The sequence below is a fragment of the Streptomyces natalensis ATCC 27448 genome (genome assembly GCF_000935125.1).
GTDB lineage: Bacteria > Actinomycetota > Actinomycetes > Streptomycetales > Streptomycetaceae > Streptomyces > Streptomyces natalensis.
This window is the reverse complement of record NZ_JRKI01000003.1, coordinates 611,010-626,716: the sequence shown is the minus strand read 5'-3', so window position 1 is coordinate 626,716 and position 15,707 is coordinate 611,010. Positions and strand designations below refer to the sequence as shown.

The 15,707-nt window shown below is 72.8% G+C and carries 13 protein-coding genes and 1 riboswitch; of the genes, 9 read left to right on the top strand and 4 right to left on the bottom strand.

Annotated elements, in window-relative coordinates; translation table 11 throughout:
- Positions 1–894: NPCBM/NEW2 domain-containing protein (locus SNA_RS39125; RefSeq protein ID WP_044363056.1), on the top strand; the 894-nt coding region annotated here is incomplete at its 5' end.
- A gap of 199 nt (positions 895–1,093) precedes the next feature.
- Here the strand turns inward: SNA_RS39125 and SNA_RS03765 are convergent.
- On the bottom strand, positions 1,094–3,172 hold the full coding sequence (locus SNA_RS03765; RefSeq protein WP_044363055.1) for an asparagine synthase-related protein: 2,079 nt from the start codon (positions 3,170–3,172) through the stop codon (positions 1,094–1,096).
- A gap of 697 nt (positions 3,173–3,869) precedes the next feature.
- On the opposite strand from SNA_RS03765, the gene SNA_RS03760 reads away from it, so the two are divergent.
- Positions 3,870–5,318 carry an NsdA family TPR-like regulatory protein gene (locus SNA_RS03760; protein ID WP_044363052.1) on the top strand — a complete coding sequence of 483 codons (1,449 nt, stop codon included), beginning with the start codon at positions 3,870–3,872 and terminating at the stop codon, positions 5,316–5,318.
- 151 nt (positions 5,319–5,469) lie between these two features.
- Entirely contained in the window at positions 5,470–6,690 is a 1,221-nt protein-coding gene (gene lhgO, locus SNA_RS03755; protein ID WP_030073697.1) for an L-2-hydroxyglutarate oxidase, read from the top strand.
- Between the two features lie 122 nt (positions 6,691–6,812).
- Here the strand turns inward: lhgO and SNA_RS03750 are convergent, their stop codons facing one another.
- Positions 6,813–8,051, bottom strand: a complete 1,239-nt coding sequence (locus tag SNA_RS03750) for an outer membrane protein assembly factor BamB family protein (RefSeq protein WP_051877574.1) — start codon at positions 8,049–8,051, stop codon at positions 6,813–6,815.
- A 794-nt stretch (positions 8,052–8,845) separates the two neighbouring features.
- Between SNA_RS03750 and trmB the strand changes: the two genes are divergently transcribed.
- From trmB to SNA_RS03725, 6 genes are all read left to right on the top strand, one after another.
- A complete protein-coding gene (gene trmB / locus SNA_RS03745; protein ID WP_044363050.1) occupies positions 8,846–9,751 on the top strand; it encodes a tRNA (guanosine(46)-N7)-methyltransferase TrmB in 906 nt (301 codons plus the stop codon).
- Positions 9,752–9,895: 144 nt separating this feature from the next.
- A complete protein-coding gene (locus tag SNA_RS03740) occupies positions 9,896–11,266 on the top strand; it encodes a PrsW family intramembrane metalloprotease (RefSeq protein ID WP_078969644.1) in 1,371 nt (456 codons plus the stop codon).
- A gap of 161 nt (positions 11,267–11,427) precedes the next feature.
- A complete protein-coding gene (locus SNA_RS44635; protein ID WP_275041981.1) occupies positions 11,428–11,715 on the top strand; it encodes a DNA cytosine methyltransferase in 288 nt (95 codons plus the stop codon).
- Entirely contained in the window at positions 11,661–12,080 is a 420-nt protein-coding gene (locus SNA_RS44630; protein WP_275041980.1) for a DNA cytosine methyltransferase, read from the top strand. Before SNA_RS44635 ends, SNA_RS44630 begins: the two co-directional genes overlap by 55 nt.
- A 14-nt stretch (positions 12,081–12,094) precedes the next feature.
- The gene (locus SNA_RS03730) at positions 12,095–12,559 is read left to right on the top strand and encodes a very short patch repair endonuclease (protein WP_241779523.1); all 465 of its coding nucleotides are present in this window, start codon (positions 12,095–12,097) and stop codon (positions 12,557–12,559) included.
- 38 nt (positions 12,560–12,597) lie between these two features.
- On the top strand, positions 12,598–12,900 hold the full coding sequence (locus tag SNA_RS03725) for a hypothetical protein (protein WP_030072796.1): 303 nt from the start codon (positions 12,598–12,600) through the stop codon (positions 12,898–12,900).
- 185 nt (positions 12,901–13,085) lie between these two features.
- Here SNA_RS03725 and SNA_RS03720 read toward each other — a convergent pair whose 3' ends face one another.
- A complete protein-coding gene (locus tag SNA_RS03720; RefSeq protein WP_030072794.1) occupies positions 13,086–14,045 on the bottom strand; it encodes an aldo/keto reductase in 960 nt (319 codons plus the stop codon).
- An 85-nt stretch (positions 14,046–14,130) separates the two neighbouring features.
- On the bottom strand, positions 14,131–15,351 hold the full coding sequence (locus tag SNA_RS03715; protein ID WP_044363045.1) for a M23 family metallopeptidase: 1,221 nt from the start codon (positions 15,349–15,351) through the stop codon (positions 14,131–14,133).
- Between the two features lie 12 nt (positions 15,352–15,363).
- A riboswitch (cyclic di-AMP (ydaO/yuaA leader) is annotated at positions 15,364–15,506 on the bottom strand.
- Positions 15,507–15,707 lie beyond the last annotated feature (201 nt).

The following is a 15,707-nucleotide window of genomic DNA, read 5'->3' as shown; positions in this document are numbered from 1 at the left end:
GTCGCGGGGGCGGGTGCGGCGGCGGGAGCCGGTGCGGCGGCGGCCGCGTCGGGTGCCGGTGCGGGTGCCACGTCCGGCGCGGCGGGCGGGGCCGCGGTGAGCGAGGGGCTGGGGGTGCCGGTCAAGGTCGGTATCGGGGTCGGGGTGACGGTGGTGGCGGGCGCGGCGCTCGCGCTGGCGCTCGCCGGATCGCCGCAGCCGTCGGCACGGCCGCAGGCCGAGTCGCGCCCGCCGGCGCCCGCCGCGCCGCGGAAGCCGTCGCCCAAGCCGCCGCAGCACTCCCCCGAGCCGGTCGCGTCGGCCCCCGGCCACACCCCTGAGCCCAGGCCCACGCCCACACCGGCCACGACGCCCACACCGCGTCCGGCCCCAGCCGAGCCGACTCCGGCTCCGACCCCGCCCCCGACGACGGCCCCGGCTCCGCCGAAGCCCACCCCGACGCCTCCGCCGCCCGCCCCGACCACGCCGTACCGCCTCAATACGCTGTCGTACGACGTCACCGGCGATGGCACGGGGCCGGAGGTGCGGGCGTTCGAGAGCGGTCTGATGTGGAAGCGGCAGGATCCGCGTATCGACGGTACGGAGTATGCGCACGGCGTGAGCGTGCACGGGCCGTCCTCGGTGCTGATCGACCTCCATCGCCAGTGCACCGCGTATGACGCCGTCGCGGGGGTCGATGATCTGAGCCTGGGGCTGGGTGCGGTGCGCTTCTCGGTGTACGCGGACGGGGCGCGGCTGTGGCGGTCCGGCGTGGTGCGTGCCGGGGAGCCGGCGGTGCCGGTCCATGTCCCGCTGGCGGGCCGCACGACGCTGCGGCTGGTCGTCGAGCCGGTCACGCCGGTGGATGCGGTGGCTGTGGCGGACTGGGCGCGGTCGCAGATCAGCTGTCGGTGAGGTATGGCCGGCAACGGCGGTCTCGGCGTGGGGTGTTGGGGCACGGTGGGCATCGCGGATGTTTCACGTGAAACATCGCTGCACAGCGTCGGGTTTCACGTGAAACATCGCCGCGGACGTCGGGACCTTGCCGTGAACCACCGCCGTGGACGTCGGGACCTTGCCGTGAACCACCGCCGTGGAACGCTGAGTTGGTCCGCTACAGGCTCGCGCGGGGCACCACACCGCCCGCCAGCGCCCGCTGCCGCGCCGCCGCGCCCGTCCAGCACGTACCCCTCCGGGCCAGCAGCCGCCGCAGCCACAGCTCGGTGGAGACCAGTTCGGCGAGCCCGTCCAGCGGCAGCGGCTCGCCCTCGGCCGCCGCGCGCAGCGCCTTGCGCACCACCCGCGCCTCGATCAGCCCGGCGTCGGCGAGCAGCGGCGCATCGAAGAGCCCGACCAGATCGGTGACGGCGGTGCGCAGCCCGGCCCGTACCGCGGCCGCATGGGTCAGCTGCGAGGTGGCGCCCCAGCCGGGCGGCAGATCCCGTACGCCCGCGCCGGAGAGCACCGAGCGCAGCACCGTCGCCCGCGCGCCCGGCTGCACCCGCAGGGTGTCGGGCAGGGCGCGGCAGGCGAGCACGACCTGGTTGTCGAGAAAAGGGGCGTGCAGCCGCTGGCTGCGGATCTCGGCGGCCTGCTCGAAGACACGGTGGTCGGCGGCCTGGCGGGCCAGTGCCGCGCGGGCGCGCTGCTCGCCCGGGCGGCCGATGCCGGGCGAACGGATGGCCGCGTCGCCGAGGCGGCCGGCCACCTGGGCCAGTGCCTCGCCGGTGAGCCAGCGTGCGGCGGGGCCGGGGCGGCACCAGGCGAGGGCGGCGAGTGAGGCGTCGACCGCGCCGCCGGGTGCCGGTTCGTCGGCGAACTGGCGCTCCATCAGGCGGCGGGCCGTATCGGCGATGCCCTCCGCGTAGGGCGTACGGGCGAGTTTGCGGGCCGCGCGGTAGACGGTGAAGGGGACGAGGACGGACTGGGCGGAGGGGCCGTCGGCCTTGGCGAGCGCGGTGACCGGGCGCAGCAGATGGCGCCGTCTGCGGTCCATGAGGAGGTCGGCGAGCCGGGCCGGGTGGGCGTCGAGGACCTGGCGGGCGCCGTGCCCGACGAAGTGGTCGGCGCTGCCGGCGAGCAGCCGCCGGCGGTGGCGGGCGGCGGTGATGAGCGAGGGGCCGGGTTCGTCGGTGAGCGGCTGCGAGTCGAGGTCGGCGTAGGGCAGGGCCTCCTCGCCCGCGGCGACCACGACATGGCGCAGCCGGGGGTTGTCGGCAATGCTGCGGGCGCGTTCGAGCTCGGCCTCGCAGTGGTCCTGGCCGCCGCCCGTGGCACGGTCGTTGAAGGTGACGGCCAGCAGCCGTTCGCCGTGGCCGTTGAGGGTGCCGGGGCGGCCGGGGAGCCCCGCGGCGAGCAGGGCGAGGGTGCCGGAGGCGCTGCCGCCGGAGAGGTCGGCGCCGATGCCGGGGACCGGTGCGCCGCGGGCGGCCCGCCGTTCGGCCGGTCCCATACCGGGCACCGGGCCGGGGTCGAGGCCGTCCAGGCCGTCGGGGTCGGGGACGTGCCGCGGGCTCGCCAGCCGGGCCCGTACCGCCTCGATCAGCGCCTCGCGCACCCCGTCGACGGCCTGTTCCGGGGGAATCTGGGGCGCGGCGACGGCGAGCGAGGCGGTCGGCTCGTAGGAGGTGATGTCGCGGGCGCCGCCGCGCAGCACCAGCGCATGGCCGGGCGGGATGCGGCGGACGCCTTCGTAGGGTGTGCCGGTGCCGAGCGCCTCGGGGGCGTCCGGGCAGGCCAGCAGCGCGGCGAGATGGCCGACGTCCAGGCCGGCCTCTATGAGGTCGGCGAGCGGGAGGGCGGCGGTGGCATAGGCGGTGCCGCCGGCCCAGGGGGTGTGGAAGACGGGCCGGGCGCCCGCCAGATCGCCGGTGACGGTGATCCGGCGCCCCACCTGGACGACTGCAGTGTAGCTGCCGGGCCATGCGGTCAGATGCCTCAGTGCGCCCCCGCGCGCCGCGAACAGCCCCACCCGCAGCTGGTCGTCGGTGGCCCCGCAGACGCCGAAGACGGCGAGCCGGGTCTGAGCATCGGCCTGGACGACGCGTACCTCGTCGGGCCTCCAGTCGCCCACGGCCCACAGCGGATCCGGGTCGCCCCACAGCAACTGGGCGCCCACGGGCAGAACGGACGGGCCCTCTCGGCCGGCTGCCGGTCCCGTGGCGGTACTGCTCCACCCCACCAACCAGCGCATCGCCGCCTCCACCCGATTCCCCGTCCGCCGAGGGGCGCACGGCCGCCCGTACGTCGGCCGCCCGTCAACGGCCGCCCCGTACAGCGGATTGCCAAGCTGTCGCCATGGTGTTGCGCGGACCATGCTGCCATGGCGGAGGCGTGCGGGAGGGTACAAGAGCGGCCCGTATACGCGGTGTTCGCGGGGTCGGCGGGGGCCGCGTCTGCCCCGGGTGGCCCCCCGTGTGGCCCCCGGGGCGGCCCCGAACGGGCCGCGGCGTGAAATCATCACCCATCGATTTTCGGCCAAAGTCTGTACGGTTCAGCCCAGTTGATGCGCTCGGGCGACGCGTCAACAGGTGCCGCAACCGGCCGTCGGCCGATCTGCGCGACGGTCCGGGAAGCGGGCTTCGCCTCCCGGACCGGACCGCCACCCGCGGGGAATGAGGTGGCGGTATCCCCCAGCCCACTGGATCCAGTGCAGCGGGCCAACCCACGCAGGACCCATGGAAGCGCTCCCGTCACAGGGCAGCCAGCGCGCACGGACGGGCGCACGGGCACACGTACCCGGAGCACATGCCAATTCCCGCACCCCTGTTTGAACACGAATCTCGCCATCCGGGACACCGACTCTTAACGGTCGGGATCCGGCGAACTACTCTGGGTGGACGCATGCCCCGGGGGTACCGGGGAGGCTGTCGCTGTGTCGAGGGGTGCGCATGTCCAGGGATATACGCGGGCCGAACGAAAAGCTCGGCACCGTTCTCGCCCTCGCGGGGATCAGCAATGCCGGACTGGCCCGCCGGGTCAACGATCTCGGTGCGCAACGTGGGCTGACGCTTCGTTATGACAAGACGTCGGTGGCCCGGTGGGTGTCCAAGGGCATGGTGCCGCAGGGCGCCGCGCCCCATCTGATCGCGTCCGCGATCGGCAGCAAGCTCGGCCGCCCGGTGCCGCTGCACGAGATCGGGCTCGCCGACGCGGACCCGGCACCCGAGGTCGGCCTGGCTTTTCCCCGCGATGTGGGCGCGGCGGTGCGCTCCGCGACCGAGCTCTACCGACTTGATCTGGCCGGGCGGCGAGGCGGCAGCGGCGGCATCTGGCAGAGCCTGGCCGGATCGTTCGCCGTCAGCGCGTACGCCACCCCCGCCTCCCGATGGCTGATATCCCCGGCCGACAGTTCGGTGGCGCGGGAGGCGGCCGAGGCCCGCGACAAGGATGCCGCGGCGGCCGGCGACGCCGGGATCCCGCAGCACGTCGGCCACAGCGATGTCTCCAAACTGCGCGAGGCGGCGGAGGACGCGCGGCGCTGGGACTCCAAGTACGGCGGCGGGGACTGGCGTTCGTCGATGGTGCCGGAGTGCCTGCGGGTGGACGCGGCGCCGCTGCTGCTCGCCTCGTACAGCGACGAGGTCGGGCGGGCGCTCTTCGGCGCGACCTCCGAACTCACCCGCCTCGCCGGGTGGATGGCCTTCGACACCGGCCAGCAGGAAGCCGCCCAGCGCTACTACATCCAGGCGCTGCGGCTCGCCCGTGCGGCCGCCGACGTCCCGCTGGGCGGCTACGTCCTGGCATCGATGTCCCTCCAGGCGACCTACCGCGGCTTCGCCGACGAGGGCGTCGACCTCGCCCAGGCCGCCCTGGAGCGCAACCGCGGCCTGGCCACGGCGCGCACCATGAGCTTCTTCCGCCTGGTGGAGGCACGGGCCCAGGCCAAGGCCGGCGAGGCCCGCGCGTGCGAGGTGGCGCTGAAAGCGTCCGAGGGCTGGCTGGAACGCTCCCGCAGCGGCGACCCGGACCCGTCCTGGCTGGACTTCTACTCCTACGAGCGGTTCGCCGCCGACGCCGCCGAGTGCTACCGCGATCTGCGGCTGCCGCGCCAGGTCCGGCGCTTCACGGAGCAGGCGCTCTCCCGCCCCACGGAGGAGTTCGTCCGCTCGCACGGGCTGCGCCTGGTGGTGTCCGCGGTCGCCGAACTGGAGTCGGGCAATCTGGACGCGGCCTGCGCGGCGGGTACCCGCGCGGTCGAGGTGGCCGGCCGGATCTCCTCGGCCCGCACCACCGAGTACGTCCGCGATCTGCTGCACCGCCTGGAGCCGTACGGCGACGAGCCGCGGGTGGTGGAACTGCGCGAGCGGGCGCGGCCGCTGCTGGCGGCGCCGGCGTAGCGGGCCGTGGGCGGGGCCGCCGGGGCGGGCCGCCCCGACTCGTACCTGCCGCATTGTCAGTGGTGACCGTCATGATGGAGTACGTCGTCGGTAATGACGCGCGGGCCCCCGGCCAGGGGCGGGCCTGCGGTCGTCCGGTTGGGGAGGTGCAGTGGCGGCGTACGACTGCGATGTGCTGGTGATCGGTGCCGGCATCGTCGGGCTCTCCACGGCGTATGCGCTCACGCGCGCCGCGCCGGGCACCCGCGTCGTGGTGCTGGAGAAGGAACCGGGGCCCGCCCGCCACCAGACCGGCCGCAACAGCGGCGTGATCCACAGCGGCATCTACTACCCGCCCGGCTCCCTCAAGGCCCGCTACGCCCTCCAGGGATCGGCCGAGCTGGTCAAGTTCTGCGCCGAGCACGACATCCCGCACGAGGTCACCGGCAAGCTGATCGTCGCCACCGACCGCAGCGAGCTGCCCCGGCTGCACGGCCTGATCCAGCGCGGCCGGGAGCACGGCCTGCCGGTGCGCGAGCTGGGCCCCGCCCAGATAGCGGAGTACGAACCTGAGGTGCGCGGCCTGGCCGCCATCCATGTCGGCACGACCGGCATCTGCGACTTCGGCGCGGTCGCCCGCCGGTACGCCGCGCTCGCCATCGACGCCGGGGCCCGGATCGTGTACGGCGCCGAGGTGACGACGATCGGGCGCCGCTCGGGCCGGGTCGCGGTCCGTACGGCCTCCGAGACGGTCTACCGCGCCCGTGCGCTGGTCAACTGCGCCGGCCTGCACTGCGACCGGATCGCCCGGCTGGCCGGCGACGCCCCCGGCATGCGCATCGTCCCCTTCCGCGGCGAGTACTTCACCCTCGCCCCCGAGCGCGCCTCTCTGGTCCGCGGCCTGGTCTACCCCGTCCCCGACCCGGCCTTCCCCTTCCTCGGCGTCCACCTCACCCGCGGCATCGACGGCGCCGTCCACATCGGCCCCAACGCCGTCCCCGCCCTCGCCCGCGAGGGCTACACCTGGCGCACCATCCGTCCCACCGACCTCGCCGGCACCCTCGGCTACCCCGGCTCCTGGCGCATCGCCCGCCGCCACTGGCGCTACGGCGCCGGCGAACTCCACCGCTCCCTCTCCCGCCACGCCTTCGCCGATGCCGTCCGCCGCCTCCTCCCGGCCGCCCGCGAGGAGGACCTCCTGCCCTCCCCCGCCGGCGTCCGCGCCCAGGCCGTCCTCCCCGACGGCACCCTCGTCGACGACTTCCTCTTCGCCGAATCCCCGGGCATGGTCCACGTCCTCAACGCGCCGTCACCGGCGGCCACAGCGTCGCTGCCTATTGGGAGGGAGGTGGCGCGGAGGGTGCTGCGGGTTCTGGGCACGGACGTTCCCTGACGAGCCCGGCTCCCGGCCCCTCCCGCACGCCCCGGGGAAGCCGGGAGCGCTGGAGGGGCCGGGAGCCGGGAGAGCCGGGGCCGAAACCGCCCTGAGGTGGCGGGGCGTGGCGGCGCCGGACGTCAGTGCATCGGTGCCTTCAGGGCCTGAACGCTCTGCCCGTCATTGCTGAGCGACGTGCTCTGGATCAAGAGAGTGTTCTCGCCGCCGTACCAGGAGAGGGACATCTGGTCCGGGCTGGGCAGGGCGTGCTTCGGGTCGTAGAGCGAACCCAGCTCCTTCTCCTTGCCGTCGCGAAGACCGATCGCCATCACCTTCTGGTGCACGGCATCGGCGCCGCCCAGCGAATCGGTCACCACGATCACCCCCTCGCGGTCCACGCCGGCGATGGCCTCCGAGCCGAACTTCTTCCACAGCAGCTTGCCGGTCTTCAGGTCCATCGCCGCGATGCCGTGGTAGTCGCCGTACTCCGACACCAGCACCTGGTTGTCCGTATCGACGTAGCTGGTGCGCGGGCCGAACTTCAGCTTCTTCAGCTCGCCCTCAAGCTTGAATGAGTGATCCGGCTTCCCCTCATCCGTGAAGGTCTGAAGGAAGCGGTCGGGGTTGGGCGCGCCGTTGTTGTCGGTGTGCATGAGCACCGTCAGGGGATCGTCCGACAAGATCTCATCGATCGACCGCTTCTCGCCGGGGATCTCCGAATGGATGCTGTCGTACTCCAGGTCCTGGAGGGTCATCTGGTGCTTTGGCTTCGCCGCGGTGCACTCGCTGACCGCGGCCAGGTACTGGGGGCTCAGCGCGGTCGAGTACAGGCAGCCGCCACCACGTGCCACCAGGTGCCAGAGCTTCACACCGTGGTTGAGGGAATAGGCGGCGGTGTTCCGTCCGATCGAGACCTCGACGACCTTCGAGTTCACCACGACCTCCGGGCTGTCCTCCTCGTGCCAGCTGTCCTTGAGGTCCTTCGACCACAGCGTGTGCCCGGTGTCGGTGTCGATGACGGAGAGATAGGCGCAGTCGTTGCCACCGGCATCGAAGATCACCGCACCGACGCCGTCGTCACTGGGCTCCTTGGACATCGCGCAGACCTCGCCCGCACCCTCGGGCGTTTTGACGGTCCATTCCTTCTTGCCGCTCTTGAGGTTGTAGGCGCGCACACCCGCGCCGTCGCCGTAGATGACGTCATCGTCGTTGAACCACATCGAGCGCAGCCCGTTCTCGTCCTGCCCCTCGCGGTCGGACATGGGCGACGGTGCCTTCCACAACTGCTGCATGGCGTTTGCGGGGGGCGCTTTGCCGTCGGAGTCGTCGCCCGACAGGAGGAAGTACCCGCCGACGCCGGCTCCGATCAGCACGACCATCACGAGGACCAGGATGAGGGCAACCGGGGCACCGCTACGGGCGGGCGTGGCGTTCGGCCCGAACTGGGGCGCCGCGGGCCCGCCAGGGAACGGTGCCGGCCCGGGCGCCGGGGTTTGCCCGTACGGCGGGGGCGGCTGCTGACCGCCTTGCGGGGCGGGCGGGTACGCGTAGCCCTGCTGGGGCTGGCCCGGGGGCGGGCCCTGCGGCGCGGGATACTGCGGGCCGCCTTGACCGGGCTGGCCGGGCTGGCCCGGCTGGCCCGGCTGGCCCGGCTGGCCCGGCTGGCCCGGCTGGCCCGGCTGGCCCGGCTGGCCCGGCTGGCCGGGAGCGGCGTACGGCCCGGGGGCGGGGTGCGGCTGAGCCGGGCCGCCGTACGGGGCCCCGCCCACCGGCGGCTGACCGGGAGCCCCGGGCGGGCCTTGACAGCCGGCCCCGGGCGCCCCCGGCAGCTGCCCCTGGGGCGGGGCGGGCGGGGGGACGGTCGGCCCCGCCGCCGGCGCGCCGGCCGGCGGCACTCCCGGTGCCCCCTGCCCGGTCGGTGGTGGCTGTTGCGGATTCCCGGCGCTTCCCTGGCCGCCCTGCGACACGATGAACCGACCCCCGTGGTTTTTAGAAAATCTTTCCTATTCAGCGGCGCATCGTAGGAATGCCACAACGCGCCGCGCCAACCCCCTTCTCATATAGAGGCATTGCCCCCACGCCCCCAGCACCCCCACCACTGCCTGGCACTTCAGGCCAGGCTCAGTACCGGGCCGCTCACTTCCCCGCACCCCATCCGTAGAATCAACACACTGTGTCCGAGAATCCCGCCACCCCCGCAACCGACGAAGCCGGCCGTACCAAGGCCGACGACGCCCCCGAGGCCGACGGCCTGGAAGCCGGCGCGCAGGCCCCCGCCGCCCCGGCGAGCCCCGCGCCGCAGGAAGCCCCCCGCCTCGGTGCCACCGCCGCATCGGCGGCCGTGCCGCGGCGCGGCGGGCCGATGTTCCCCGACGGGACCGGGCCCGCCGCGGATCCCGCGGGCTCGCATCACGAGCGGCGGATCCGCTCCTTCCAGCCCCGCCGCAGCCGCGTCTCGCCCTCGCAGGCCGATGCGCTGCGCCGCCTGTGGCCGAAGTGGGGCCGGGACATCGACGGGCTCTCCCGCATCGATCTGGCCGAATTCTTCGACGGGCGGCCGGTCGTCCTGGAGATCGGTTTCGGCATGGGCGAGGCCACCGCACAGATGGCCGCCGCCGACCCGGACACCGGCATCCTCGCCTGTGACGTGCACACTCCCGGCCAGGGCAATCTGCTCGGTCTCGCGGAGCGGAACGGTCTGTCCAACATCCGGGTCGCCAACGGCGACGCGATCATCCTGCTGCGCGAGATGCTCGCCCCCGGCTCCCTCGCCGGCCTGCGCGTTTTCTTCCCCGACCCCTGGCCGAAAAAGCGCCACCACAAGCGCCGCCTGATCCAGCCGGAGTTCGTTTCGCTCGCCTCCACCCGGCTCGCCCCCGGCGCCCTGGTGCACTGCGCGACCGACTGGGAACCGTACGCCGAGCAGATGCTCGAGGTCCTCTCCGCCGAGCCGACGCTGGAGAACCTCCACCCCTCGTACGCCCCCCGGCCGGACTTCCGCCCGCTCACGAGGTTCGAGGGGCAGGGGCTGGACAAGGGTCATGTCGTCCATGACCTGATGTTCCGCAGGCGGCCGTAACGTGCCACAGGCGGCCGTAGCGTTCCGCAGGCATCCGTAGCGTTCCGCAAACGGCCGCAGTGTTCCGCGGGCGGCCGTGGGCAGCGCTGCCGGTAGGGCGGTGGCCCTCGTCCGCTCGCTCCCCGCCCTCGTTAGGGTCGACAGGTGTACCCGTCCAGGCACCCCTGCCCGCCGCCGCCCCCGCAGCCGCCCTCCCCGGCGTACGCGCCAAGCCCGCACGCCGCCGCGGACACCCACACTCCTGACCCGTACACACCCACCCCGGACACACCCGCTCCGTACGCCGACGCTCCCGAGCCCCCCGCCCACCGGCCGCGTCGGCGCCCCGCACTGTGGCGCAGCAAGACGGTGCGTGCGCTCGCACTGGTCTCGCTGCTCGCGCTCTGTGGCGTGATCATCCTCGCCATCGTCCGCCGCCATACCGGAACCGAGGGCTTTCTGGTCGGCCTCGGTCTCGCCGTGTTCCCCGTACCGCCGCTGATCGCGGCTTTCTGCTGGCTGGATCACATAGAACCGGAGCCGTGGCGGCATCTCGCGTTCGCCTTCGCCTGGGGTGCGTGCGCGGCCACCCTGGTCGCGATACTCGCCAACGGCTTCGTCACCGACTGGGTGGCGGCCAACGTCCTCGGCGAATCCCCGTCCGAAGCCCAGACCTGGGGCTCGACGATCATCGCCCCCGTCGTGGAGGAGCCGGTCAAGGCGGCCGCCGTCCTCCTCCTCTACCGCTTCCGCCGCCGCGACTTCGACGGCATCACGGACGGCCTCGTCCTCGCCGGCCTCAGCGCCACCGGCTTCGCCTTCACCGAGAACATCCTCTATCTGGGCAGGGCCTTCGGCGAGGACCAGTCGATGGGCCACTCCGGCCTGCACTCCCTCACCGCCGGCACCTTCTTCATCCGTATCGTCGTCTCCCCCTTCGCCCACCCTCTTTTCACCATGCTCACGGGCCTCGCGTTCGGAATAGCCGCCAACCGCCCCGACCGCCGCCGTACCACCCGCGCCGCAATCGCCCTGCTGGGCCTGCTCACCGCCGTCCTCCTCCACGCCATCTGGAACGGCGCGACCATCCTCGGCGACCTCGGCTTCCTCAGCGTCTACGGGCTGTTCATGGTCCCGGTCTTCCTCACCGTCACCTGGCTGGCGATCTGGTCCCGCGGGCAGGAACTCCTCTCCCTGCGCAGCTACCTCGCCCCGTACACGGCCACCGGCTGGCTCACCCCCACCGAACCCGCCGCCCTCTCCTCCCGCAGGACCCGCACCCTGGCCCGCCGCATAGCCCGCCGCACCCAGGGCCCCACCGCCGCCCGCGCCGTCACCGAATACACCACCCTCGCCACGGCCCTCTCCTTCCACCGCCGCCGCGCCCATCTCATGGGCCCCACACCGGACTTCAGCAACCGGGAGCACGAGCTGCTGCTGCACCTGTGGCGCTACCGGCCCTGGGCACAGGCGGCGTTGAAGGAGGCTGCGTTGACGGAGGCGGTGGCGAGTACGGACGGGCCGCCCTGCCCGTGACAGCAACCCCACGAATCCCTTCCTCACCGGGACGTTCCTGACACAGGCACGACGTGACGGAACGACACGATCACCAGACCGATCACCGAAAGGAGCGAGGGGGCTTGGCAGCCGTACGTCACACATCTCTGGAAGTCTGTGCCGGAGCCGGCGGGTTGGCCATGGGCCTGGAGGCCGCCGGTTTCGATCCGGTTGCGTTGTTCGAGCGGAACCGGCACGCATGTGCCGCGTTGCGGGCCAACCGCCTCGGATGGCGCGTGTTGGAGATGGATCTGCGGGACTTCGTGGGCCAGGAGCATCGCTACGCGTACGACGTGGACCTGATTGCGGCGGGGCTGCCACGGGTGAAGTCGTACGCAGCGACGAGCGCGCCGAGGACCGCTACGAGCAGGAACTGTTCGAGGCGACCGTATGGCTGGTCGCGGAAGTACGGCCAAGGGCTGTACTGATCGAGAACGTGCCCGCGCTGGTCGACGACGATGCCTTCCGCGACATACGTGAATTCGCGCGCCTGGAACTGGAGCACCTCGGATACGAGCTGCACTGGCGGACCCTCAATGCAAGCGGTTTTCGGGCTCGCTCAGGACCGGAAGCTCGGTCTGCTCGTCGCACTGCGTGCCGAGGTCTCGGCGCGGTTCCAGTGGCCGGAACCCTCGCTCGCCCCTGCTCCGACGGTGGGGACGGTGTTGTGGAAGTCCATGGCGGCGCGCAAGCAACGCCACCTGATCGGCAAGAGCGACGGCCGGATCTGCGAGTTCGCCGAAGACGAAGGCTGGCTCGACAGGGGTCGCTACACGGCTTTAAGGGGCGGTGAGCCATCCTTGGCTCATGACACGCCCCCCCGTCTTCCCGTCCTCACCCGGCGTCTCCGCGCGGATGAGCCGACAGGGCAGACGGGACACCGAGCCGGAGCTGGCCGTACGCCGACTGCTGTACGCCGCGGGCCTCCGTTACCGGCTGCAGCGCCGTGTGCCGGGTATGTCACGGCGCACAATCGACATCGCCTTCCCCGGCCTGCGGATCGCCGTGTTCCTCGACGGCTGTTTCTGGCACGGCTGCCCCGAACACGCCACCAGCCCCAGGGCCAATGCGCAGTGGTGGCGCTCGAAGCTCGAGGGCAATATGGCCCGCGACACCGAGACCACCGCTCACCTGGAGTCGGCGGGATGGACGGTCCTGCGTTTCTGGGAGCACGAGGCCCCCGACCGAGTGGCCGAGGCGGTGGCCGAGGCCGTACTTGTGGCCAAGCAACGGCACCCCGGCCGCCCCTCCCCACCACACCACCCCGCGTAAGGTCAAGGAGAGATTCCCCTACGGAGGAGGTTGCTCCCATGGCCGAAGTTCCCACCGCAGCAGTGGCCGCAAGCGGCATCATCGGTGGCTATGGGGTGGCCCGTTGGACGAAGAAGCGGCCGCTTGGGGGTGTGGTGTTGGCGGCGGCGGGGGCCGTGGCGGCGACGGAGTGGCGGCGTAAGGCCGGTGCGGGCGCGGCGGCGGCGCTGGGCGGGGCCTATATGGCCGGGTTTGTGGGGGCGCATCCGCTGGCCAAGAAGATCGGGGCGTGGCCTTCGGTGTGTGCGGTGGCGGGTGGGGTTGCCGTGGCGTCGTGGGCGGTGGTGGATCGCCGGAAGTAGCGGGGTTCATCGATTGGCCGTGCGGGCGGGGCGGGGCCGCCGTGTGGTGGCCCCGCCCCGGCGCGTACCCGGCCCGTACCCGTACCCGCCCCGCCCCGGGCGCGTACCCGGCGCGTACCCGCCCCGGCGCGTACCCGGCCCGGCCCGTTACCCGCCAACGGCGCGAACGCGTACCCGTGGGGGCGTTACGCCGACGCCTCGTTGAGGAGGGTCATGTCGGACTCCGTGAGGGTCAGGCCGGTGGCGGCCAGGAGGGGTGGGAGCTGGGTCAGGGTGCGGGCGCTGGCGATGGGGGCGGCGATGGTGGGGCGGGCGGCGAGCCAGGCGAGGGCCACGGTGGCGATCTCGGCTTCGTGGGCCGTGGCGACGGTGTCAAGGGCCCGCAGGACGCGGCGGCCGCGCTCGGTGGCGAGATACTGCGCGGCCTTCTCGGAGCGGGCGCTGTCGACCGTGGCCTCCGGGCGGTACTTGCCCGTCAGGAAGCCCGAGGCGAGGGCGTAGTACGGGACCGCGGCCAGGCCGTTGCGGGCGGCGACGTCGGCGAGCTCGCCCTCGTAGGTGTCGCGGGAGACCAGGTTGTAGTGCGGCTGGAGCGCCACGTAACGGGCCACGCCCTCGCGGTCGGAGAAGGCCAGGGATTCCGACAGGCGGGCCGCCGAGATGTTGGACGCGGCGATCTCGCGGACCTTGCCGGCCCGGACGAGGTCGTCGAGGGTGGTGAGGAACTCTCCGACCTCGACGGACTCGTCGTCGTAGTGCGTGTAGTAGAGGTCGATGTAGTCGGTGCGCAGGCGGGTGAGGGAGGCGTCCACCGCGGACTTGATGGTGGCGGCGGAGAGGCCCCTGAGGTGGGGGTGTGAGGGCGCGCCGACCTTGGTGGCGATGACGACGTCGGAGCGGTTGCGGCGGGACGCCAGCCAGTTGCCGATGACGGTTTCGGACTCGCCGCCCTGGTTGCCGGGCACCCAGGCCGAATAGACATCCGCGGTGTCGATGAAGTTGCCGCCGCCGGCCACGTACGCATCGAGTACGGCGAAGGATTCGGCCTCGTCCGCCGTCCAGCCGAAGACGTTGCCCCCGAGGCAGAGGGGGGAGACGGAGAGCGAGCCGAGGGGTGTGCGGGGTGCGGTCAGTGGTGCGGTCATGCGTCAAGACAACGTCGGCGGAAGGGGGGTTATTCCCGCCTGAGCAGGTCGGATCAGGCGGGAACAGGCCGGATGGGTACCCGCCTCACACGTTCAGTCCGTGCTCCCGCAGCCACGGCATCGGGTCTATCGGGGCGCCGGCGCCGGGGCGGACCTCCAGGTGGAGGTGGGGGCCGGTGACGTTGCCGGTGGCGCCGACGCGGGCTATGACGTCGCCGGTGCTCACCTTGCCGGAGGTCTGGACCATGGAGGAGAGGTGGCAGAACCAGAGCTCGGTGCCGTCGTCGAGGGTGAGGACGATGCGGTAACCGTAGGAGCCGGCCCAGCCCGCCTGGGTGATGGTGCCGGAGTGAACTGCCCTGACCGGAGTGCCGGTCGGTGCGGCGAAGTCCTGGCCGGTGTGGGTCGCCACCCAGAGATCGCTGCTCTCACCGAAGCCGGCCGTGAGGGTGTAGGAGGCGACCGGGGTGATGTAGCTCTTGGCGAGCTGGGCGCGGCGTGCGGCCTCCGCCTTCTTGCGGGCCGCTTCCTCGGCCTTGCGCCGGGCCTCCAGCTCTGCCGCCTTCTTGGCGGCCGCGGCCTTCTCGGCGGTCGTCTGGTGGGCGGAGGCGTCCTGGGCGGCCCGGGTGATCGCGGTGGACTCCGCGGTGTCGAGCTGCTCCTGTTCGGCGGCGTCCTGCTGTGCGTCGGCCTGCTGGAGGATCCGGTGCCGCAGCGCCTCGCCGGCGCCGGCGCCCTGGGCGGCCTCGTGCCGGCTGAGGCCCGCCTGGGTGAGGGGACCGGAGGCGGCGCCGGAGCCCGAGGCGGCACCGGAGCCGGAGTCGGATATGAGCGAGCCGACGCCGGGGAGGGACTCGGCGGCAGCCGGCAGCTCGGCGGCGAGGTCGTCGGCCATCCCGCCGATGTCCGGCATCGAGATCGGGACCGGCGGGCGGCCCTCGGCGGTGGCCATACCGCCCGCGCCGACCGCCGCGATGACGCCGACTCCCAGGACCGTGCCGCTGCGCGCGAGACCGCCGCTGCGCTGCTTGGCCACCCTGTGCTTGCCGCGGACGGAGCGGACGGAGTCCTCGGTGGGGTTCCATTCCTCCCACGGCCCGTCGTCGGCACGGATGCCGTCCCGTTCGCGGTCGTGGTCACCGCCCTCGTAGACGACACCGGAGCCGTCGAAGAAATCCGGACCGTCGGCATGCCCCGGACCGTCGAACCGGCCCCGGTCGTCGAACGGGCCCTGGTGGCCGAACGGACCCCGGCCGTCGAGGCCGGCGGGGGAGGGAACCTCGGGGGTGGGCCTGTTGGACGCCACGGGGGCGCACTCCTTTCCTTCCTTCGCGCCTACCGGGTTAGCTGACGGGTTCGGAGCAGGAAGGTCTCCTACGGACGGCTTCGGCGAAAGGCGCCCGATTCACCCCAAGGTGGTGGTTCCCCGGTTCCTCGGTGCAGTTCAGGCACGTCGTGCGGTGCGGGCGGGGCGTTCCGTTTCCGGTCGCACACCGTTCGGCTGCCGCTGAGGGACGGATCGGCGCCTATCGGTGGGAATTCGCCCGGTTCGTACGGGAACTGCCCTGTGCCGCAAGGGGAGTGCATGACGTACTTGGCGTGCGCGTGCAGGATTCGGCGGCGGCGCGCGGTGCCGTCCTTGCGACGGCTGGGACGACCGCG